This is a genomic window from Bacillus sp. FSL R5-0585, from assembly GCF_038004545.1.
GTDB lineage: Bacteria > Bacillota > Bacilli > Bacillales > Bacillaceae_G > Bacillus_A > Bacillus_A cereus.
The window spans coordinates 4996852-5018598 of record NZ_JBBORJ010000001.1; the positions used below are offsets into that span (position 1 = coordinate 4996852).

A 21747-nucleotide genomic window follows, 5' to 3' on the forward strand; every position below is an offset into this window, starting at 1 on the left:
ATAGTTGTTAGATTAGAAATATAACATCTTATCGAAAATCATACGTACAAAAAAAGACACTTCAAACGAAGTGTCTTTTTTTACCTTAGTGATACCCTTTAGCAGAGTTTTTATGAATTTTATTTTTAAAAATACTGTAGCTCCAAAGCTGATATCCAATAACGATTGGTACCATAACCATTGCAACGAAGAACATAATTTTTAAGTTTAATTGACTACCAGCTGCGTTATATAACGTTGTACTGTATGCATCGTTAATACGAGATGGTAACATTCTTGGGAACATACCTGCAAAGCCAGTTGTCATAAACATTGCGATTGTTAGGCAAACGAATGTGAATGCAAGGCCAATTTTATGTTTGTACACCATAATAAGTGCGAGTACACTCATTAGCATTGCAAGTACTGGAAGAATGAATAGTACCGGATATTCCGTAAAGTTTTGGAATAAGTTTGTCCGATTAGCAGTTGCTACATAGAAGATAGCTAAAATAATAGCAGCTGCCATTGAAAATGGTCTTGCGATTTTATAAGCACGATCAGATACTTCACCAGTCGTTTTAATCATGACCCAAAGGGCACCGGATACGACAAATATAGCAGTGAAGAAAAGACCACCTAATATACCGTAATGGTTTAGTAAGCTAAGTAAATTTCCTTCATAGCCATTTTTTCCGATTTGTAGTCCGTAATACAAGTTAGCGAATGTAACACCGAATAAGAAGGCGATTAGGAAACTGCCAATTGCAAATGCCCATTTACAAGTTTTTTGCCAAATTGGTGAATCATCTTTATGCATGAATTCCAGTCCAGCGGCACGAGCAAATAGTGCAAGTAATACTAAGAATAACGGTGTATATAAATAACTAAACATATTAGCATATGTGACTGGGAAGGCAGCAAATGTTGCGCCACCAGCTGTAATTAACCATACTTCATTACCGCCCCAGAACGGGCCAATTGCTTCTTGTAATTGATTTCGTTCTTGTCGGTCTTTCGTAACGAAAGGAAAAATCATTCCGTTACCAAGTGCATACCCGTCAAGAATGAAGTAAACTGTCCAAATCACGCCCCATAAACCGAACCAGATGATTGCAAGCATATCATGAGACATGAGCCACACCTCCCTCAGTAGCAGGTTCTTCTAATGCGGCAGGTCCTTTTTTCGCGAACTTCAGCATTAAGTATACGTCTGCGATTAAAAGTAAAGTGTAGAATAAAATTAAACTAATTAATGAGAACCAAATTTGCGGGACAGATATAGGTGATACAGATTCTGCTGTACGCATTAGTTTATATACTGTCCATGGTTGACGACCTACTTCAGCGACAATCCATCCTGCGTTAATTGCGATATAAGGAAGTAAGACAGACCATATTGTAATTTTTAAATAACGTTTTGAGTTTTCTAGTTTTCCTTTTCGGTTTAAATAGAAGCCATACCAAGTTAATGCCATAAAGAACATACCAAGTGCAACCATTAAGCGGAAGCTATAGTACACGAGGTTAACGTTTGGGCGATCTTCTTTTGGAATATCTTTCAAACCAACAATTTCTCCATCAAATGAATTTGTATAGAAGAAACTTCCTAGCTTTGGAATCGTAAGAAATTCAAAGTTCTTTTCGTTTTTCACATCAGGAATTTGAACAATTGAGAATCCTTGTCCTTTTCCAGTTTCCCAAACTGCTTCCATCGCAGCTCCTTTTGCTGGTTGATATTTAGCTGCGGATACACCAGACTGATGCCCCATAAACGGTGTAACAGTTGCAGCGAATAAACCTAACAGTAAACCAAATTTGAATGATTTTTTGAAGAATTCCACTTCATTTTTACGTAATAAATGATAGGCACTAATTGCCATAACGAAGAAAGCACCAACGATATAACAACCAATTACAGTATGGAAGAACATATTCCAAGCATATGGATTCGTAACGAGTGCCCAGAAATCATTTAATTCAGCGCGGCCGTTACGTACTACGTAGCCAACAGGGTTTTGCATAAAGCCGTTAGCTGTAATAATCCAAAGGGCAGAAATGTTTGTTCCAAGTGCAACCATCCACATGCAGAAGGCACGGAACTTTGGTGAAATTTTGTCTTTACCGAATAACCATATTCCCATGAAAGTAGATTCTAAGAAGAAGGCAACAAGTGCTTCGATTGCGAGAGGTGATCCGAAAATGTCTCCCATATATTTGGAGTACTCAGACCAGTTTGTTCCAAATTGGAATTCCATCGTAATCCCGGTTATAATCCCCATTACGAAGTTAATTGTAAATAATTTACCCCAGAAATTTGCCATTTTGCGGTATGTTGGATTCAATGTGCGGGCGTATTGAGTTTCCATACATGCTACTAAAATGACAAGTCCGATTGTCAAAGGTACAAATAAAAAGTGATAAAAAATAGTAATTGCAAATTGAAAACGACTCAGTAACAGAACGTCGGACATAATGAATATTCACTCCTTTTTTACATTATCTACAATCAGTTTATAGTGAAAATACGTTTAAAGTATGTGAAACTTGTTACAAAGCTGTGTGTATATTTTGAAAGAATTATGTCGATTATCTGAAAATATCTTATTTTTACTATAAAGCGATATCCTTTTTGAGTTTTTCATATTTTGGTACACTATTTATGTAGTGTAAACGAGAGAAAAGAGGGTCCTTTACTATGAAGTCATTAGAAGAGATTTTGCAGTACAATGAGAAATTTGTTGAAGAGAAAAAATACGAAGAGTATGAAACAGGAAAATTCCCGAATAAAAAAATGGTAATTATTTCTTGTATGGATACACGACTTGTTGAATTATTACCAAAAGCAATGAATATGCGTAACGGTGATGTGAAAATTATTAAGGTAGCAGGAGCTGTTATCTCACATCCATTCGGAAGTATTATGCGTAGTATTTTAGTTGCTGTATATGAACTTGGTGCTGATGAAGTTTGTGTAGTTGGTCACCACGATTGCGGTATGGCAAAAATTCAGGCAAGCAGTACAATTGAGAAGATGAAAGAGCGCGGTATAACAAATGAGAAATTAGATACACTCCGTTATTCTGGAATCGATTTAGAAAGATTCCTACAAGGGTTCTCTAGTGTAGAAGAAAGTGTAGAACATAGCGTATCGATACTTCGCAACCATCCGTTACTTCCAGAAGAAGTACCTGTTCACGGTCTTGTTATCGATCCTGAAACAGGAAAATTAGATTTAGTTGTGAATGGTTACGACAATTAAGAATTTACTTTGTCATCCTTTTTATCTGGGACAGGATCAAATCCTCCCGGGTGGAAAGGGTGACATTTTAATATACGCTTACAAGTAAGCCAAAAGCCTTTGAATGCACCATGTTTTTGAAACGCCTCTAATCCGTAATGAGAACAAGTCGGATAAAAACGGCATGTTGGTGGTGTCATCGGAGAAATGAATTTTTGATAAAAGCGTATAATCCCAATAAAAATCTGTTTCATAACGGTCTCCTTTTCAGCATATTCTTAAAGTATTATAGCACGACTGTACATAATACTTTACTAATGTGCATTTCCGTTATATCATATTGGATATAACGGAATTAAATTAAAAGCGGGAGAGATGTTGTATGCCATCAGTAGAAAGCTTTGAATTAGATCATACGATTGTAAAGGCACCTTATGTAAGACATTGCGGAGTTCACAATGTAGGTAGTGACGGTATTGTAAATAAATTTGATATTCGTTTCTGCCAACCGAATAAACAAGCAATGAAACCAGATGTTATTCATACGTTAGAACATTTATTAGCATTTAATTTACGTAAATATATTGATCGTTATCCGCACTTTGATATTATCGATATTTCACCGATGGGCTGCCAAACAGGATATTATCTTGTAGTAAGCGGAACACCGACAGTACGAGAAATTATTGATTTATTAGAACTAACATTAAAAGATGCGGTTCAAATTACAGAAATTCCAGCTGCAAATGAAACACAATGTGGTCAAGCGAAGCTTCACGATTTAGAAGGAGCACAACGCTTAATGAACTTCTGGTTAAGCCAAGATAAAGATGAACTTGAGAAAGTGTTTGGATAAAAAGGAAAACTGCCTGTGAAAGGGCAGTTTTTTTATTGTGCTAAGAGCGACCATACTCTTCTTTTTTATGAAAATATATTAGATACTCCAACATATAAAACAAAGGCAGAACCGAGAAAATAAACAAATGCTTTTGCTTTTTCCTGTTTCTTCATTTCATCAATTCCAAAAAGGATAAACATAATACTTAAAAGGATAAACACGTAAGGTAAAAGAATAGTGAAGTTTGCAAAGAAGCTAAATAGGGCGAGAGAAAGAGCGATAGTGGCGATTATAATTTGAATGTTTTTTAACATGGAATCCCCCTTAAGTAGAAAGAAATAGTTACTGAGAGAAAATAATTATAAATGCTAAATTGATCGAAATTTTATTCTACATGTAGCGAAAGTAGTTTGATATTAAAAAGAAGAATATGAGACTAGAAACGAAAAAATACGGGATACTCATTAATTCCTAGAAGAATAAAGGAACAACTGAGAATAAATTGTACGTATGGGAGAAGTGAAAAATTATCGGTAAAATGGACATAAGTGCTTAGAGTGAGTAAGAGAAGCATGAGAAATGCTAAAAAAATCCGTAATATAGTTAGAGTTAGCATTGTATAGCCCTCTTTAGACCATTTACTAGAATATTTCTGTGAAACCAATAAATAAAGCAGCGGCTCCTGCTAGTAGAGCGAGCACACTACCTCCTGTTTGCTGTTTTAATATTTCCTCTACACTTATGGTGAGGGCCATACCTCCTAAAAAGATGAACATATAAGGCATTATTTCTCTATTACCAGTAAAAAATCCATAGATTGCTATAGATAAGGCAATAAGTGATAAAGTAATCCGTCCCCCTTTTAGCATAAAAGACCTCCTCTATTTTATGTAGGTAATAATGAGAACAATCCAAATGAAAGCACCGGCAATAATACAAATAAGTCCAGTTGCTGATTCCTTTTTCTTTATTTGTTCAAATGCGATGAGAAACATTAAAGCCCCTAATAGAAATTGTGAAAGAGGTAAAAAATTATTTTGACCTGTATATGATCCAATTGCCGACATAACGATCACAGTGAGTGCTACTATGATGCGAAGTATATTAGGAATTCTCCTTATTCTTTTTTGTATAAGGATTGTCTTCTAGTTTATCGACGGAATGTTTATAAGCATAGCCTTTATTAATTGTCATGATGGAGAGTACGAGGATGATTAGGACGATGATAATACCGATAATTAATATTTTGAACATAAAATCCCTCCTTTTCTTTATTTTACATAATTTTGTAATTGATGAAAACAATAGAAATTAAAAGGATGAAAGAAGGGTGTTACATGGAGACGAAAAAAACATATTATATATCAATAGGAAACGGTCAAATTTCACAAGTGAAGACGGCGGATACGTATAATTTTGAGATTTCCGCAAATGATGAGGAAATTACGGAATTAAGAGAGCACTTCGATCAAGCATATGTAGAAGATTTAGGTTCATTTGTACGCTCCCACGTTCCATTTGTTGAGTATCATCACGATTCAAATAATGACCGATATGATGAACAACTACAAAAAGCATATAAAATGATTTACGATTTAGGAAATCATGAGACGAAAGAATTAGTCGCGCAAATGGGAATAATCAATGGATTGTAATTGGATAATATTATGCAGAAAAGCGAGAATATGCTACAATTTGTGGTAGGAAAAACTTGTAACCATCAATAGGGGAGTAATGGCATGTACAAATTTAAAGATTATTACCACAACACTGTACAATTATCGTTTGAACGTTATCCATTTTCTCCTGAGCCAAAGCATGTTTGGGTTGTATGCCGGTACGGGGATCAATGGTTATTAACGCATCATTTACGTCGCGGTCTTGAATTTCCAGGTGGTAAAGTAGAACTAGGGGAAACACCGGAAGAAGCGGCAGTTCGAGAGGTTCATGAAGAAACCGGCGGCATAGTTTCTGATTTAACTTACTTAGGACAATACAAAGTATCTGGAAAAGACAAAATAATCATTAAAAACATTTATTTTGCAACAATTAGTGCGGTAGAAGAACATACGCATTACGAAGAAACGAAAGGGTCTGTTTTATTAAAAGACATTCCTGACAACATTAAAACGAATAGAAAATTTAGCTTTATAATGCGCGATGACGTATTAGCGCGTACGATGAAACATATAGAAGAAATCGGCTGTTTTACGAAGTAAAGTAGCCGGTTTCTTTTTTTGTATGTAAGAATAAATGTAAATATATCTTTATATTATTTTGGTTATATTATACAATTTTGTAAAGATATATTTACATTTTAGGAGGGGGAAGATGGATAAAAGAAAAGAAACGACTGTTACTGTGTCGATGGTTAAATTAAACTTTTCTTTATTTTTTATAATAATTGCTTTGTCGTTTGGAATTGGTTATTTGCATATATTTCTTTCAGGTGGGGTTCAAGTTGAAGTTACATTATTAACGATGTTTCTTTTTATTATCGCAATGATTGTTCTCGTTTGTATTCATGAAGCGATACATTTAATTGGCTTTCGCTATATCGGAGGTGTTCCGTGGAGTGAACTAAAATGGGGCGTTAATTGGAAATTAGGTGTTGCATATGCTCATTCTAAACAGGCGGTTACAGTAAAGCAAATGAAGAAAGTGTTAATGCTTCCGTTTTTACCAACTGGAATTTTGCCAATTGTATTGGGATTAGCTATGAATCTGGAGCCACTCTCATTTTTAGGAATTCTACTAACAGCAGGGTGTATCGGCGACATAGCCTTATATCAAAAAGTTTCAAAGTTTCCAGATGATGCGCTAGTAAAAGATCATCCGAGTAAACCACAGTTTACAGTGTATGAATAATAAGAGGAGGCTTTTTTGAACAACGCCTCCTCTTATTATTTTTATTTTTTTTCGGTAAATCGATCTATTGTGAAAATCATTGATATAATTTAATTACTGTTATTGTGTTTTTATCTCCACCTCTAAAAACGAAAGCACCTCCAACAAATCATCTACGATACGTGAATGCTTAAAATTCCCCCAAAACGAATCTTTTTTCCAAACACCAAGAATCCCTACTTGTTCAGAACCAAGCACATCGTTTTCTGGATGATCTCCAACATAAAGACATTCTTCTGCCTTAACATCTAGTCTTTGCAAAGCACGTTCGAAAATTTCAGGGTGAGGTTTTTTTATTCCTTCAGCTTCTGAAACGAGAATGGTGTTTGTATACGTATGTATATGTAGTGCTCGAAGGTTGCTCATCTGAAATTCAGTAAAACCATTTGTGATAATACCAATTTTAATGTTTCGCTGTTTTAACTGTTGAAGTAGTTCATGCGTGTTTTTGAAAGGAATACAATGATGTTGGAAGTTTGTAATATAGTCGTGTAGTAGTTGCTCTTGCGTTAAAGTAGTAATGTTGTATTCGGAAAGGAGAGTAGCATATACTTTATCCTTCCACGTATAGCCATTATTATCGAGTTCAAGAAATCGAGAACAATACTCTGATTTCTCTATGCTCTTCAAATGTGAGGCGAAGCGATTATATTGCTCACAAATAAATTGTTCTAAAGATTGGCGCCGATCTAATAGTGTTCCATCTAAGTCGAATAAGATTGCACGAATCATGAGAAGCCTCCTTGCAGTTTTTATAATTAATTATCGCATATTCGTAAAAAAATGATTATGATATTTTGTAGAATGGAATAATGGGGGATTGTATGAAGAAACTGTATGGCAAGTTAGTGTGTTGTATTATAGCAAGCGGTTTAGTTGCAGGATGCGATAGTGCTATCGAGGTTACAAAAGAAAAAGAAATTTGTAAAACAGAAGAAGAGTGCACGCAAATAGGAGATAAAACATTACAAAAAGTATATAAAAAGATAGAGGGACTTTCAGAACTTGAAAAAGTAGAGGATTATGACATAGAAGAGTATGAAAGTATGAATATGAAAGAGGCGGAACAGAAAAAAGAAGAGGATAACAATTACTTCTTTTTAGCTTCGTATTATATCGATGATGATGAAATTGTAGATCCTTATTTTGAGAAATTGGATCGTAAGAGATTGAATAAAGTTTTTGCAGATGACGAAGTAGCAAAAGATGATTTGTTAAGCCAGCGGCAAGATAGAGAGTATCATGAAACGTTATGGGACATGTATCGCACTCTCATTCCAGTGAAATATCGTGAGAATATAACAGGATTGGATTTAATAACGGATGGTTATGACGGCGTTGTTGCCCATGTCATGCCAAGTATGGATGACCCGAGAGATTGGGTGCTTAGTTTAGATGTGCTTGATTCTGGGGTGAATATAGATGAAGTGATGAAAACATTAATTCATGAAACGGCTCACGTATTAACGATTGGGCATAAACAAGTACCAGTGGATAGGAAATATTTAGAGGCGTTTGATGAAGAGAAAGACATTTCATCATATCGAAATAAATGTAAAACGGTGTTCTTGAAAAATGGATGTGCGAGAAAAACTTCGTATATTAACCAATTTTATAATGAATTTTGGAAACCAATTGAGCAAGAGTGGACAGAAAAGAAAGTAGAAGAAAGTGAAGAGGCACAAATTGAATTTTATAAAGAAAAGCATGATGATTTTGTATCGCTATATGGAACAACAAATGTAACGGAAGATATTGCAGATACATTTACAGCGTTCATTTTACAAGATTCAAAAAAGGTGAAAGAAGGAACAGAGTTAAAATATAAGAAAATTGCTTTCTTCTATCAGTTCCCTGAGCTTGTAAAAATGAGAGCGGAAGTGCTGTCGGGATTATATGATGTTTCAAAAACGATAGAACAACAAAGTGGAGACTAATGTGAGTTATGCTTTCGATATAGTTTCGTTAAAGAAAAGCGTGAAGAATTTTTAATTCTTTGCGTTTTTTCTTATGTTGATAAAATTGAAAATTCTGTATTTTCCTTAAAAAGAAGAAGGAACTGGAGGCGCAAAAGAGAATTAGTATAAAAATGTCACAATTTAGACACAATTATAATACGCGTGTTGTAGGGACTATAAGTTTACTCTCGAGGAGGTAATGAAACGTATGAAAACGATTCTTGCTGTTGCTGGTCTCATTTGGGTAATGTCTCACGGTTTTCCGATTTTTGAAGGGGAGCAAATTCGTAGTGCTTTGAATGAAAAGTTTAATGATTATCATGTGATAGATCGAAAAGATAATGTCGTTACAGTACGTGTGAAAGACTGTTTCCATACAGTTACGGTTGCGGATGGAAACATTACAAATGAAACGAAAATGTGTGATAAAAGGTAAAAGAAAGAAGCTGACTATAGCGCACTGTTTTGAGTCAGCTTCTTTTTCTTTTTCCAATTAGAATTTTTTCAAATGCCTCAACAAATACATACATAAGAGTTGCAAGAACACATGTGAGTAGTACGCTAAGTAAGACGAGTGTGAAGTTAAAGACTTGGAATCCGTAGCTAATTAAGTAGCCAAGTCCTTGTTTGGAAACGAGAAGTTCTCCGAAAATAACACCGACCCAGGATAAACCAACATTTACTTTTAACGTTGAGATAATTGCTGGAAAGGATGCAGGGAGAACGACTTGCTTATAACATTGCCATTTATTTGCGCCAAATGTGTCCATCACTTTTATATAGTTAGAATCGACTTCTTGAAATGCACTGTAAATAACGAGAATGGTAATGATGATGGAAATAATTACTCCCATTGCGATAGAAGATGAAATGTTTGGACCGAAAATAACGATGATGATTGGACCGAGTGCAACTTTTGGCATTGCATTTAGGACGACGAGGTAAGGATCAAGTACGCGGGCTAGAAGTGGCATCCACCAAAGAAACGTGGCAATAATAGCACCGAGTACCGTTCCGAGAATGAAGCCTACTCCTGTTTCCAGCAATGTCGTCCATATGTGGACCCAAAGTGAACCGTCGATCCATTTCGTTAAGAAGAGATCCCAAATACTCGAAGGAGAACTAAAGAGTAAAGGATCGATCCATTCTTTTTTGCTAGCTATTTCCCATAGTGCAAAGAAAAGAATAAGTAGTAAAAGCTGTAGTGAGCGAGCAATCCAAGCACGCCTGCGTTCTTTCTTTCGAAATTGTTCATGTAGTTGTTTTATATTATCCAAGTCGTTCCAGCTCCTTCCATATATCTTGAAAGAGGGCTGGGAAATCGTAGTGATGGCGTGCTTCTAACGGTGATAAAGAACGGATACTTTCCGGGACGATAAAGGTTTTCGCGATTTTTCCAGGATTCGCTTGAAGTAAATAAATACGATCACTCATCGCAATTGCCTCTTCAATATCGTGAGTAACAAGTAGTGATGTTTTCTTATATTTATTTAGTAAGTTGAAAACGAGTTCTTCTAGTTTTAATTTCGTTTGATAATCGAGTGCGGAGAATGGTTCATCTAGTAATAAAATTTTCGGATCAGTTGCTAACGTTCGAACGAGAGCAGCACGTTGACGCATACCGCCGGATAGTTCACGAGGATATTGTCCTTCTACCCCATGTAGACCGACTTGCTTTAAAAGGTTTAAAGTATGTTCTTTCATTTGTTCATCATAAATCCTTCGAATATGAAGTCCAAGCATAATATTTTCTTCAATCGTTTTCCACGGGAATAAGTAATCTTGCTGCAACATATATCCCATAGATGATGTTTTCGTTGTAATTGGTTCACCATCTAAAAAGACAATACCATCAATTGGATCAAGTAACCCAGCAATGATTGAGAGGAGCGTTGTTTTACCGCAACCACTTGGGCCGAGTATAGAAATAAATTCGCCTTCTTCCACTTGTAAGCTCATATCTTCAAGAATAAGTTTGGCATTCTCTTTTGCAAAAAAGCAGTGAGAAACGTTACGTATTTGTAAAAAACTCATACACTTCGCCTCTATTTCTTAATAACGCTTTCGGCAATTTTTGTATTGACGAGCGCTTCATGTGGGACTTCTTTTTGTAATTCACCAGCGTCTTTCATAATCGTTTGGAGCTGTTTCCATTCTTCCGCATCTAGTAGTGGATTTGTGGCATAAGAATGTTGCTTTTTATACCGTTCAATTACTTTTACTGTAATGTCTTTTGAAGTGTCTTTAAATAGCGGGGAAACAGCATCAGCAATCTCTTCTGGACTATGTGTATCAACCCATTGCTGTGCTTTATAGAGCGCACGTGTGAACTTTTCAGCAGCAGCTTTATCTTTCTTTAAGAAACTTTCTTTTGCCATGAATGTTGTATAAGGAACAGTACCAGATTCATTTCCGAATGAAGCGACGATATAACCTTTACCTTCTTTTTCGAATATGCTTGCAGTCGGTTCAAAGAGCTGGACAAACTCTCCTGTACCAGATGCAAAGGCATTTGCAATATTAGCAAATTCGATATTTTGAATTAAGTTCGTATCTTTCCGAGGGTCAATGCCATTTTTCTTTAAAACGTATTCCCCAACCATTTGCGGCATGCCGCCTTTACGCTGTCCTAAAAATGTAACACCTTTTACGTCATTCCAATTAAAAGAGTCTAGTTTTTTACGTGAAACTAAAAATGTCCCATCTGTTTGTGTAAGCTGTGCAAAGTTAATGACAGGGTCTTTCGCTCCTTGTTGATGAACGTAAATAGATGTTTCAGAACCGACGAGAGCAATATCAATTCCGCCAGATAATAGGGCGGTCATCGTTTTATCGCCACCAGCTGTTGTTTGTAGGTCAATATTTAGTCCTTCATCTTTAAAAAATCCTTTTTCAATCCCGACATATAATGGGGCATAGAAGAGAGAATGGGTAACTTCGCCGACGCGAATGTTTTGGGTTTGTTCTTTCGTACTTTCTTTTTTACTACTACAAGCAGCAAAAGTAAAAACAGCTAGTAACATGATGCAAAAAATCGCGATTAATTTTTTCACTATATAACACCTCCCAGAAGTCACTCTACAAGCATGATATGTAGGTAAGTGCCCATATGTGAGTGTAGATAGCAGGAATTTTTTTGGAGGTAAAGAAGTACAAATATAAGGGGTGATAAAATGGAGTACGAATACGATGATAGCGTACATTTACATCTTGATTATTTCGGGACAGAATGTGATATGGAATCGATTGCTTATAAGAGGAAGAATGAAGACGTATGGGATGTGTATTTTAATTTTGGAGTATACGGTATTCAGAAAGACGATGTAGAGTTAGGTAGGTTTATGGATGAATATGCCGGTTATTACGTTTTTTCTGTACATGCTCGCGATCTTAGTTGGGAATTTGGAAGTGCCCAGTTTGAAGAGTGGGTTTTGAAAAATCGGATAGTAGAAAAAACGCTACAAAAATAGGAGGAATTTTGTGATTGGATTTCTCATCTTATTATTTATTTTTGTGGCCGGATTTTTTATTATGCAAATGCTTATTTACCGATTTGTAAAGAAAAACATCCATAAATATACAAAAATAAAATGGTTTCATATGTGGCTACATATGAATATGAAAAAAAAGGCCCGAGATTAGATTTTTTTGATTTTGTAGTTACAGTACTCGTATGTATCGTATGGAAAATATGGCTGCTTCCTTTTATATAATACACATGCTAATCATCTTCTCTTTTATCATAAAATAACGAAAAGAACCTGTCTTGTGGCGGGTTCTTTTCGTTATAGTAATAGTTGTAAAAAACTTGCATTTATACATAAAACAGTGAGTGGTGTTGTGAAAGATATTTTGACAAATACAGAAACACATACATACGGAATTAAAGTGTAATTACAGAATGGACAAATTGGCCGTGTGTAAAGTGTGGGGAATAAGAAAGAGGTCGTCCAACGGTGGACGACCTCTTTCTTATTATGCTTGGTTAGTGCGGAAGAATGGAAGTTTCTGCACAATGTGAATTAATCCGTATGCAAGAATTAAGCACATAAGAGGATTAATGAAAAATCCATAGCGATTAATTGCTAAGAATAAGTTTGAGAAGATAATGTAAATAATAGAACTTGCTACTAGCATCATAACGCGTTTATGTTTAAATGAATTTAGCATCAAGCAGAAGCTGCTCAAGAATGTACCGATGATAAACACTCTATGACATAGTTGCATAAAGTTGTGAATACGGTATTGGTCTACAGCAGGAGCTGTTTTGAATAATTCAATTGTTTTACCGACAGTGAACCAAGAGAACCAATAAGTGAAGTCCGTCTTAAATCCGTTCTTGATTAATTCTTTTGCGTATGCACCTTTGTCATCTAAGCCTTTAGCTCTCATTTCATTTACTATATTTTCATATCCAATTTTATTAAATGGATCTGCACCGGCAATTAGTGGATCTGCACCTTGGGTTGAGAATAAAATAAATTGGTTGAGTGCTAAGTAGTTACGAACAACCCATGCGCCAATAATAAAGAAAGGTCCGATAAACCATAACAATCCGATTCGAATGGAGTCTTTAAATCCATATGTAAATAACACAACAAGAACAGGAATGAGCATCATTGGAGCTGGATTTGGACGGAACATAAGTAAAATTGAAACGACAATTCCAAACCATATATGGAATTTCACTTTATTGTATTTCCATGCGAGAACAAATACATATACACATAACGCCAATAAGAATATGGATGGAACTTCTGTTAGCAATGTACGGAAGTATGTATAGTTACTGGGATAAATAGCATATAAAATACTTGCAACAATTCCATAAATGTTTTTTTCGAACAATTCTTTTCCTATTAAGAATACTAATAGCACTGTGCAAAGGTTCATGATCATGTTAATAACAGTTGCTACGTAATAGTAAGGAATTGATGTAATATCAGAAATAATCATAGCGCCAGCTAATAGTAATGGCTGACCTGGTGTAATATATGCATTTTTTCCTGGAACTTCACTAGGTTCTAAATACACATAACCAAATACACCATGTTTTAATAGTTGTTCAGCTGTTAACGAATAGTTAAAGGCATCATTTGCACCATATGTTACTTTGACTAACTCTCCATCTAATCCTGGCTGTTTTACTAAACAAAAAACGTGCAACAGGAAAGAAAGCGCCAAAATTACATATACCGCTTTAGGCAAACTCTTAAACTTAGTAAGCAAAAATGAGCAACTCCTTTTTTATTAATTCTTTCGTATTTTTATGTGAAATCTTTAATAGTATTAAGGATTTCCAAAACATAGTTATTATATCATAAAGTGGAATGCTGAAATTAAGTTTTTCAAGAATGAGTAATTTGTATGCCACAATTTAACTGTTGATTAAGGGAATATTAAGACAATACATTTATGATAGAAACAAGTATGCAGACGAAATATGTAATATATGTTATTTTAATAGAAATAGTTCTTTCGATGCGGGGGAAATTAAGACATAGAAACGAGGGAATGAATTGAAGTATGGTTCTACACTTTTTCATCTTCCAAAAAGAAATATATTAATTTCTAGCATTATAAGTAGTATGGTGACTTTATTAGTAATAACTATGCTGTTTATGATTTTAAAGGTTTTCAATTTAGACATGATGAAAGATCATTTAAATCAAAAGCTTGTTTTAAGTGTTATGATGATTTTCGTATGGGGCATAACGTTTTATATTACGCATTTCAATAAAAAAGAGATGTCTATACTTAGAGCATCCCTACGAGTGCATTTTATATTATTTTTGCTAGCTCATACAGTAGCGTTATTTTATATTGTCATGCAAGTTAATATGAGTTTCATAGAGGCAATGAATTGGATTTACTTTTATAATATGCAGTTTATATTAAGTTTTTTAGTAATTTATGCAATATATATTCTTGTATATAATTTAATAGGTAAGGTTTTTCTAAGTATGGTTTTAACGAGCTGTACGTTAGTCATTTTATGTATTGTGAATTATTTGAAGCTTATTTTCAGAGGTGATCCGTTATATCCTTCTGATTTCACACAAATTACGCATATGCAATCTGTTATACCGATGGTGATGGACTATTTTAGTTGGAGTTATATTTTTGTCATTATCGTAAGTATCGTAGCTTGTATTGTAGCAGGGATATATATGAGAAGGTATATTCAAAATGTAAAGATTCATCTAGGAATAAGAGCCTTATTAGTAGTAGGATCTATTTTTGTTCTATATGCGTATGGTAATTTTGCGAATACATTTATGAATAAAGTATTTCAAAAATCAGGTGTAGATTTTGTTTTGTGGAATCAAAATGAGAACTATGCTTCAAATGGTTTTGTACTTGGGTTTATTAGCAATTTAGATACAACAGTTATGGAAAAACCAAAAAATTATTCTAAAGAAAATATGCTTCAAATAGCAAACGATATAAAAAAACAATATAGTGGAAATATAGGGAGCCAAAATAAAAAAGAGAAACCGAATATTATTTTTGTAATGAGTGAATCGTTTTGGGATCCGACGAAAGTAACTAACCTTTCTTTTAGTGAAGATCCTGTACCAAATTTACATCATTATATAGAAAACTTTCCTGGTGGACAAACTATTTCTCCTACATTTGGGGGGAATACGGCGAACGTTGAATTTGAGGCATTAACAAGTTATTCAATGAGTTTGTTAAAGCCAGGTTCTATACCATATCAGCAGGTTATTACAAATAAGAAAGAAATTCCATCAATTCCTACAGCGTTGAAAAAAGAAGGTTATTATACAAGTGCAATTCATTCATTTGGTCGCACATTCTTTAAACGTGATGATGTATATAAGGTGTTAGGGTTTGATAAGTTTAATGCAGAGGACACGATGGAAAATGTGGATATTGATGGAGATTATATTAGTGATTTAGCGATGAGTAAAGAGATAATTGCTGAGTTAGAGAAACAAAAACAACCTACATTTATTCATGCAGTTACGATGCAAAATCATTTTCCATTTACAGAGGGCCGATTTGGTGAAAACCTAATCGAAATTAGTGGTCTAGAAAATGAAGAATCAAAGGGAGAATTAGAGACGTATACAGAAGGATTAAGACGTTCAGATGAGGCTCTTCAATATTTAATAGAGCAACTAGATAATTTTGATAGACCTACATTATTAGTATTCTTTGGAGATCATCTTCCATCATTAGGAACAAATAAATCTTTTTATAAAGAAAATGGGTATATAACGAATGAAAAAACACCGAATGAACGTTTAGCGATGGCGCAAACACCGCTATTAATGTATGCAAACTTTGATATGCCAAATGATAATTTAGGTTTAGTAAGCCCAATTCATTTTTCTAATCTTATTTTTGATTATGCAGGATTAAATAAATCCTTATTTTATCAATTTTTATCGGAACTTTACAAGGAAATACCAGTGCTTAGAGATGAATTAAAAGTTGATAAAAATGGAGAAGTAATCAATGATTTAACAAAGAAACAAAAAGAAATGTTAGAGCAATATAAAATGCTTCAATATGATTTACTCGTTGGAAATCAATATAGTAAAGATATCCTCTTTAAATAAAAGAAACAAAAAGAACTTGTATAACGATACAAGTTCTTTTTTCATAGTATTTAACGGGGTAACCAGACAAGCTGGGTTTAGGGAGTATTACTTGTACATTTAGTATATATGAAAATGTAATCGTTTTATTTGTGTATTTGTGAGAAATATGTGAATTTTATGTTTTGTGAAAAATCGATTGTGTTAACTTTCGTTCTTGTATTGCAGTTGTTATGCATGTAAAAATTTTATCAGTTCTTTATTTAATTCATCCGCTTGATCGATTGGTGAACCATGACCACTATTTGTAAGAGCATGTAACTGAGAATTTTTAATTCGTTGCTGCGTAAGCTCAGCACTTTTGTAAGGAATTAGTTGGTCGTGAACGTCGTGGAAGATTTTTGTTGGGACGTTAATTTTATTTAAATCTTTCGTTACATCTTCATTTGCAGCTGCTTGTAAAATTTTTATAAGGGCATAAGAAGCGGACTGCATACCGAGATAAGAAAACCATTCAAGGGTTGCAGCCCCTAAGTTTCTATTAAAAAAGGATAAAGATACATCATTTAAAAATTTTGGTAAATTAGCATACATTTGATTAATGAGAGCATCTGCTTGTTCTTTCGGTACACCGTAAGGGGACTCTTGATTTTTAACGAAAGAGGGGGAGACAGCGTCAATTAATGCGAGCTTAGAAATGCGGTGCCCATTATAGCGAGACATATAGCGAATAGAAAGAGCACCACCAACTGAGAAACCGACTAATGTAGCGTTCTCTACTTGAAGTGCTTCCAGAACAATTGCGATATCATCGGCTAATCGATCATACGTGTAACCAGTCCATGGCTTATCAGATTGCCCATTCCCTCGTATATCCATGGCGATACAGCGAAAGCTATGCTCTGGTAAAACATTGAGTTGATATTGGTACATTTGATGATTTAAAGGCCATCCGTGAACGAAGAAAACAGTCTTACTACCTGGACCAGGATTAATGTCTTGCACAAAAATATGCACATCTTTCTCGACAGTAACAAACATAAAACTCCCCCTGTTCTATCAATAGGCTCCATTCTAAAAGCTTTGTTTTACTTTTTAGGCCGTCTATATAAAACATCCTCCATAATATACGTATTAATGATCATAGATTTTATGCTCTGTATATAGTCTAAATATATTGCGTTTTTGGTACGTTTTTCCTCAAATGTTCGATTTATCTTTGTTTGTCTATGAAAATCATTTATTATAATAAATGGTATTCTTCGAGATATTATTTTGAAGGGGTGTTGAAGTGAAAGAAAGTTTTCTATCATATAAAGAAGAAGAAAGAAATGCAAAAATCCTTCTATGGGTGTTATATGTCATTGTTATTGTATATCAAATTTTCTATGCAATCGTATTAGAAGATAAATCAATAATGGATAAGGGATACAACATAATATGGCAAGTTATTTGCGGAGTAGCAATACTATGCGTGAATATATATTTACTGAAAAAAGAAAAGGCAAACCTTGTTAAATATGCATGGATATTTGCATACATAGGGATAGAAATCGCTAATATAGTTTCGTATATTTTTTATAATAAGGCGGCGTTTGATGCGACAAATATAATGGAAATTATTCTCATTTTCTTTGTGCCTATATTTTTAAATAAAAAATTTTATGTGTTTTTGCTTTCCTCTATTGTAGGAAAATATTTAATTTATTTATTTGTATTAGAGGAAATAAAAGCATTTATGTTCCTTATTATGTGTACACTTATGTTAATAGCTGCATATATCATTTTAAATCGATTTTTACAATATCTTTCAGCTGTAAAGGAAAGTATTGCGATTGCTAGTGAATCACAAAAATTAGCAGTAATCGGAAAAATGGCAGCGACTGTTGGACATGAAATTAAAAATCCACTCGCTTCATTAAAAGGATTTACGCAATTACAACGAGAGAAGCATGAAGAGGATCCTATTTATAAACGTATGATTTTTGAAATAGAAAATATGAATAATATGATAAGTGAGTTGATGGAAGTTGCTACATGCAAACCTTCTATTTATAAGAAACATGATGTAGGAAAAATTGTATTACAAGTAATAACAAGTCTTCGCGGAAAAATGAATGAATTAAACGTGCAGTTTATTTCTAATGTGGAAGAAAAAACAATAGAAGTTGAATGTGATGAACGAAAAATAAGAGGAGTCTTTTTATATACGATAAAAAATGCTTTAGAGGCAATGGAACAAGGTGGCATGTTACATTTGCAATTAGAGAATAAAGGGAAAGAATATGTAATAATCAGCGTAATCGATAATGGTCATGGTATTAAGCAAGAAAACTTACCCCGTGTTACAGAAGCCTTTTATACAACGAAACAAGATAAAATTGGTCTGGGACTTACGGTAGCGAATCGAATTGTCGCCGAGCACCTTGGTGAGCTGCATATTTCAAGTGAAAGAGATACTGGAACGAGAATAGACATCATTCTCCCAAGGAAGTGTGGAAATACTGAAATCCAAGTGGAAGAAAAACTAGGAGTTACCATATGAATAAAGGCTATATATTTAAAAATGAAGAAATAAAGGCATTGAAAGTATTTTTAAGTTTATTTTTTATTATATTTTTTGTGTATGATCTTGCCTATGAATTTATCGTACCTTTAATCGCGGGAGAGCAAGAAGGCGTAGGAAAGTTTGAAGATGGTTTAGGTTTATGGCTTTACTTTTTGACGGTAGTATTGTTTTGCATTGGAATATACTTTATGAAATGGAAGAATGTTTTTGTGGTAAAGTATATTATTCTAATTGGCTATAATGTATTAGATTGTATCCATAACATTATGATTTATTATGGTAGCGATGCGGAATTTGACGGTGGAAATATAGTAGAAGTATTTTTTATTTTGTTCGCACCAATCTTTGTGAACAAAAGATATTTCTGGTTAGTTCCAGCGATACTTGTCGGGAAGTACGCTCTTACAGGAATCATTATTCAATCTTCTCTCGTTTTAATCCCAATGGCATTATATAGTGTATTTACTATTATATGTTGGATTATATTTTTAAGGGTTCAGTCTTACGTTCGTACGCTTGAGATGATGGACAAAGAAATAAAACAGACAGAAAAACTAGCAGCTGTTGGAAAAATGGCAACGGTTATTGGTTATAAGATTAGAAGACCTTTAGCAAACTTAAAAAAACTTGTGAATAAACAAGCAGACAAGCATCCAGAGGATAAAATTTATAGTGATATTATGAAACAAGAAGTAGATCGGATTCATATAATTGCTACAGAACTTAGTGGATTTGAGAAATCTAAATCACTAGAATCAGAAACTCATAACATACAAGAAATTATTTCTTATGTTATTCGAGTTATGGAAAAGCCAGCTTTAAAACAAGGAGTCTACATACAAGGTATTTACAGTAAAGACTTACCGTCCATTACATGTGATGAAAAACGATTAAAACAGGTCTTTTTTAATTTAATCAAAAATGCAATTGAAGCAATGTCAGTTGGCGGAACAATTACGATTAAAGTTACTGTAAAAGATGGAATCATCGTTCAAGTGAAAGATGAGGGATGTGGTATTCCAAAAGATAAAATTCCAAAGTTAAATGAAGCCTTTTATACAACGAAAGAAACAGGAACTGGTCTAGGTTTAGTAGTTACAGAAAAAATTATTAAAGACCACAATGGTAAAATGAGTTTTGAAAGTGAAGTTGGGGTTGGAACAACGGTTGAGGTTATGTTACCACTGCATTAAATAGAAAAAACATCACTTATTTGGAAGTGATGTTTTTGTGTTCTTCTTAGGTAGACGTTCTAAAAAAGAGGACGATAACGAAAAATAATATATTGATAGTGTAAAAAGAAAATAATGGATGTTTTACTATGAAAAATATATAATGGCTTTGTCTGTTATTTGTTGACCCGAATCTCGGGTCTTTTTTTATGAAATGAATTGCTATATGTCAGTGATTAGAAAAATAGAATATACAGCACTTGCAGCATGAATATAAAGAGCGGTTGTATCCTCCCAAAAAAATAGGTTTCCAGCTGTAATACTGGTAGCACCAGTAAAGTCGGTGCTACCAGTAGGTTCGTTTTCCGGCACAACGAAAGCATTTACGTTGGTACAGGTGGTGCTTTCACATTTCTCTATTTTTCTGTGGTCGATTGTATTGTGTATATAAATTTAAAAAATGATAGTGTTAGAGCCACCATTTTTCCTGAGGAAGCAAAATAACATCCACATCAAAATTCTCTTTAAACCAATCATACATCAATGTCTCTTTCACTAAATATTCAGAGGCAGAGTGTGACACACCAATTAGAGACATATTCGTTTCTTTTACATAATCCATAATGAGCGAGTATTTATGTCTGCCGTAATCATTGTCGATATGGCAATGGATTTCTCCTGTAATATATGCTTCAGCACCTTTTTCTTCTGCTTCCTTCATTAAAGATACAACATCGCCACATCCAGCGATAATTGCGATTTTTTTGATGGAATCATGTCGTTTACCTTCGAAGTCTGTGTAAGGAATCTGGAAGAGTTGTTTTAGATGTTTTTGGAGTGCGTCTGTTGATGTTTCATCTATTTCACAAATAAGGCCAACTGGTTCTTGTTCTGGACCTCCATATGCAAAGTCGTCCACTACAGTAGCGTTTAATGCTTTTGCAATTGAAATACTCGTTCCATGTGTTTGATGAAAATCCATTGGTACGTGACATGTATATATAGAAAGTTGTTTTTCTTTTATTCCTTGCAAATATTTTTCAGGAATTGGTATGAAACCGCGGCCTGATCTTCCAAGCGGATCACCGCACTCCATTACAAGGGGATGGTGCATAAAGAGTAAATCACCGGGTGTGGATTGTGAAATGAATGTTTCAAGAACGTCATCTGTAGGGAATACAGCTAAAAATACTTTGTTTACATTTTCAGATCCGTGCATCATAAGGCCGTTAAATAAATCTACAAAATTTGCTTCGAAAAATTGTTGCCAAGGAAATTTGATAGGATCATATACGGCTGGGATAAATCGACTAAAGGCACTATCTTTTCCGTATTTTTCAATTTGGAATAAGTGATCGAGTGATTGCTCTATTTTTTTTAAGGCTGGCATGTTTGATAATCCTCCTTAAGATGATTCTTGCTTTATGAGTTGTTTATATTTTTCGTAGCAAAATAAGAAGCGGATAGGAAACAAATAAAACCTAGAATCCAGCTAATAGAAGGAGAATAGGGAAG

Annotated in this window: 26 protein-coding genes and 2 pseudogenes; 13 read left to right on the forward strand and 15 right to left on the reverse strand. The window is 34.2% G+C overall.

The window, feature by feature from the left end; all coding sequences use genetic code 11:
• Positions 1-85: 85 nt before the first annotated feature.
• Complete coding sequence (gene cydB, locus MKY38_RS25750; protein WP_065222678.1) at positions 86-1114, reverse strand: cytochrome d ubiquinol oxidase subunit II; 1029 nt, start codon at positions 1112-1114, stop codon at positions 86-88.
• Positions 1104-2453, reverse strand: a complete 1350-nt coding sequence (cydA, locus tag MKY38_RS25755) for a cytochrome ubiquinol oxidase subunit I (protein ID WP_114555924.1) — start codon at positions 2451-2453, stop codon at positions 1104-1106. Before cydA ends, cydB begins: the two co-directional genes overlap by 11 nt.
• A gap of 224 nt (positions 2454-2677) precedes the next feature.
• Here cydA and MKY38_RS25760 point away from each other — a divergent pair, with 224 nt between their 5' ends.
• The gene (locus MKY38_RS25760) at positions 2678-3241 is read left to right on the forward strand and encodes a beta-class carbonic anhydrase (RefSeq protein WP_000838169.1); all 564 of its coding nucleotides are present in this window, start codon (positions 2678-2680) and stop codon (positions 3239-3241) included.
• Here the strand turns inward: MKY38_RS25760 and yidD are convergent.
• Positions 3238-3474 carry a membrane protein insertion efficiency factor YidD gene (gene yidD / locus MKY38_RS25765; RefSeq protein ID WP_000809330.1) on the reverse strand — a complete coding sequence of 79 codons (237 nt, stop codon included), beginning with the start codon at positions 3472-3474 and terminating at the stop codon, positions 3238-3240. The genes MKY38_RS25760 and yidD overlap by 4 nt on opposite strands.
• 128 nt (positions 3475-3602) lie before the next feature.
• Here yidD and luxS point away from each other — a divergent pair, with 128 nt between their 5' ends.
• A complete protein-coding gene (gene luxS / locus MKY38_RS25770) occupies positions 3603-4076 on the forward strand; it encodes an S-ribosylhomocysteine lyase LuxS (RefSeq protein ID WP_001141371.1) in 474 nt (157 codons plus the stop codon).
• A gap of 65 nt (positions 4077-4141) precedes the next feature.
• Here the strand turns inward: luxS and MKY38_RS25775 are convergent, their stop codons facing one another.
• The 4 genes from MKY38_RS25775 to ytzI all read right to left on the reverse strand — a co-directional run bounded on the left by MKY38_RS25775 (position 4142) and on the right by ytzI (position 5312).
• On the reverse strand, positions 4142-4372 hold the full coding sequence (locus MKY38_RS25775; RefSeq protein WP_114555923.1) for a YczI family protein: 231 nt from the start codon (positions 4370-4372) through the stop codon (positions 4142-4144).
• Positions 4373-4699: 327 nt separating this feature from the next.
• Positions 4700-4927 carry a DUF3953 domain-containing protein gene (locus tag MKY38_RS25780; protein ID WP_065222680.1) on the reverse strand — a complete coding sequence of 76 codons (228 nt, stop codon included), beginning with the start codon at positions 4925-4927 and terminating at the stop codon, positions 4700-4702.
• Positions 4928-4939: 12 nt separating this feature from the next.
• Positions 4940-5170, reverse strand: coding sequence for a DUF3953 domain-containing protein (locus MKY38_RS25785; RefSeq protein WP_041184005.1), 231 nt, complete (start codon positions 5168-5170; stop codon positions 4940-4942).
• On the reverse strand, positions 5163-5312 hold the full coding sequence (gene ytzI / locus MKY38_RS25790) for a YtzI protein (RefSeq protein WP_000472791.1): 150 nt from the start codon (positions 5310-5312) through the stop codon (positions 5163-5165). The genes MKY38_RS25785 and ytzI overlap by 8 nt, the downstream gene beginning before the upstream one ends.
• A gap of 83 nt (positions 5313-5395) precedes the next feature.
• Between ytzI and MKY38_RS25795 the strand changes: the two genes are divergently transcribed.
• From MKY38_RS25795 to MKY38_RS25805, 3 genes are all read left to right on the forward strand, one after another.
• On the forward strand, positions 5396-5713 hold the full coding sequence (locus MKY38_RS25795) for a hypothetical protein (protein WP_000448409.1): 318 nt from the start codon (positions 5396-5398) through the stop codon (positions 5711-5713).
• 84 nt (positions 5714-5797) lie between these two features.
• On the forward strand, positions 5798-6277 hold the full coding sequence (mutTA, locus tag MKY38_RS25800) for an antimutator 8-oxo-(dGTP/GTP)ase (protein ID WP_000276385.1): 480 nt from the start codon (positions 5798-5800) through the stop codon (positions 6275-6277).
• A gap of 112 nt (positions 6278-6389) precedes the next feature.
• A complete protein-coding gene (locus tag MKY38_RS25805; RefSeq protein WP_000361287.1) occupies positions 6390-6926 on the forward strand; it encodes a DUF3267 domain-containing protein in 537 nt (178 codons plus the stop codon).
• A 99-nt stretch (positions 6927-7025) separates the two neighbouring features.
• Here the strand turns inward: MKY38_RS25805 and MKY38_RS25810 are convergent, their stop codons facing one another.
• Positions 7026-7697: an HAD family hydrolase gene (locus tag MKY38_RS25810; RefSeq protein ID WP_341050148.1), complete on the reverse strand. Its 672-nt coding sequence runs from the start codon at positions 7695-7697 to the stop codon at positions 7026-7028.
• 92 nt (positions 7698-7789) lie between these two features.
• Here MKY38_RS25810 and MKY38_RS25815 point away from each other — a divergent pair, with 92 nt between their 5' ends.
• Both MKY38_RS25815 and MKY38_RS25820 read left to right on the forward strand, forming a co-directional pair.
• The gene (locus MKY38_RS25815; RefSeq protein ID WP_000737820.1) at positions 7790-8902 is read left to right on the forward strand and encodes a hypothetical protein; all 1113 of its coding nucleotides are present in this window, start codon (positions 7790-7792) and stop codon (positions 8900-8902) included.
• 229 nt (positions 8903-9131) lie between these two features.
• The gene (locus tag MKY38_RS25820; protein WP_000849112.1) at positions 9132-9359 is read left to right on the forward strand and encodes a hypothetical protein; all 228 of its coding nucleotides are present in this window, start codon (positions 9132-9134) and stop codon (positions 9357-9359) included.
• 34 nt (positions 9360-9393) lie between these two features.
• On the opposite strand, the gene MKY38_RS25825 is transcribed toward MKY38_RS25820, so the two are convergent.
• The 3 genes from MKY38_RS25825 to MKY38_RS25835 are packed head-to-tail and all read right to left on the reverse strand — an operon-like array spanning position 9394 to position 11976.
• Complete coding sequence (locus tag MKY38_RS25825; protein WP_000368771.1) at positions 9394-10200, reverse strand: ABC transporter permease; 807 nt, start codon at positions 10198-10200, stop codon at positions 9394-9396.
• Complete coding sequence (locus MKY38_RS25830) at positions 10193-10957, reverse strand: ABC transporter ATP-binding protein (protein WP_000009035.1); 765 nt, start codon at positions 10955-10957, stop codon at positions 10193-10195. Before MKY38_RS25830 ends, MKY38_RS25825 begins: the two co-directional genes overlap by 8 nt.
• 11 nt (positions 10958-10968) lie before the next feature.
• The gene (locus tag MKY38_RS25835) at positions 10969-11976 is read right to left on the reverse strand and encodes an ABC transporter substrate-binding protein (RefSeq protein ID WP_000733151.1); all 1008 of its coding nucleotides are present in this window, start codon (positions 11974-11976) and stop codon (positions 10969-10971) included.
• 120 nt (positions 11977-12096) lie between these two features.
• Between MKY38_RS25835 and MKY38_RS25840 the strand changes: the two genes are divergently transcribed.
• From MKY38_RS25840 to MKY38_RS25850, 3 genes and pseudogenes are all read left to right on the forward strand, one after another.
• Entirely contained in the window at positions 12097-12393 is a 297-nt protein-coding gene (locus tag MKY38_RS25840; protein ID WP_000455580.1) for a DUF3986 family protein, read from the forward strand.
• Between the two features lie 10 nt (positions 12394-12403).
• Positions 12404-12636: pseudogene (locus MKY38_RS25845) on the forward strand (hypothetical protein).
• Between the two features lie 109 nt (positions 12637-12745).
• A pseudogene (locus tag MKY38_RS25850) lies at positions 12746-12817 on the forward strand (DUF2196 domain-containing protein); the annotation flags it as partial.
• A gap of 81 nt (positions 12818-12898) precedes the next feature.
• Here MKY38_RS25850 and MKY38_RS25855 read toward each other — a convergent pair.
• Complete coding sequence (locus tag MKY38_RS25855; protein ID WP_137072132.1) at positions 12899-14152, reverse strand: glycosyltransferase family 39 protein; 1254 nt, start codon at positions 14150-14152, stop codon at positions 12899-12901.
• A 290-nt stretch (positions 14153-14442) separates the two neighbouring features.
• Here MKY38_RS25855 and MKY38_RS25860 point away from each other — a divergent pair, with 290 nt between their 5' ends.
• Positions 14443-16512: an LTA synthase family protein gene (locus MKY38_RS25860; protein WP_086411301.1), complete on the forward strand. Its 2070-nt coding sequence runs from the start codon at positions 14443-14445 to the stop codon at positions 16510-16512.
• A gap of 210 nt (positions 16513-16722) precedes the next feature.
• Here the strand turns inward: MKY38_RS25860 and MKY38_RS25865 are convergent, their stop codons facing one another.
• Positions 16723-17532: an alpha/beta fold hydrolase gene (locus MKY38_RS25865; RefSeq protein WP_341050154.1), complete on the reverse strand. Its 810-nt coding sequence runs from the start codon at positions 17530-17532 to the stop codon at positions 16723-16725.
• A gap of 250 nt (positions 17533-17782) precedes the next feature.
• Here MKY38_RS25865 and MKY38_RS25870 point away from each other — a divergent pair, with 250 nt between their 5' ends.
• Both MKY38_RS25870 and MKY38_RS25875 read left to right on the forward strand, forming a co-directional pair.
• Complete coding sequence (locus MKY38_RS25870; RefSeq protein ID WP_137072137.1) at positions 17783-19036, forward strand: ATP-binding protein; 1254 nt, start codon at positions 17783-17785, stop codon at positions 19034-19036.
• Complete coding sequence (locus MKY38_RS25875) at positions 19033-20253, forward strand: ATP-binding protein (protein ID WP_065222686.1); 1221 nt, start codon at positions 19033-19035, stop codon at positions 20251-20253. Before MKY38_RS25870 ends, MKY38_RS25875 begins: the two co-directional genes overlap by 4 nt.
• A gap of 201 nt (positions 20254-20454) precedes the next feature.
• On the opposite strand, the gene MKY38_RS25880 is transcribed toward MKY38_RS25875, so the two are convergent.
• A complete protein-coding gene (locus MKY38_RS25880; protein ID WP_341050160.1) occupies positions 20455-20604 on the reverse strand; it encodes a hypothetical protein in 150 nt (49 codons plus the stop codon).
• Positions 20605-20701: 97 nt separating this feature from the next.
• Positions 20702-21622, reverse strand: a complete 921-nt coding sequence (locus MKY38_RS25885; RefSeq protein WP_114555921.1) for a Nif3-like dinuclear metal center hexameric protein — start codon at positions 21620-21622, stop codon at positions 20702-20704.
• Between the last annotated feature and the right edge of the window lie 125 nt (positions 21623-21747).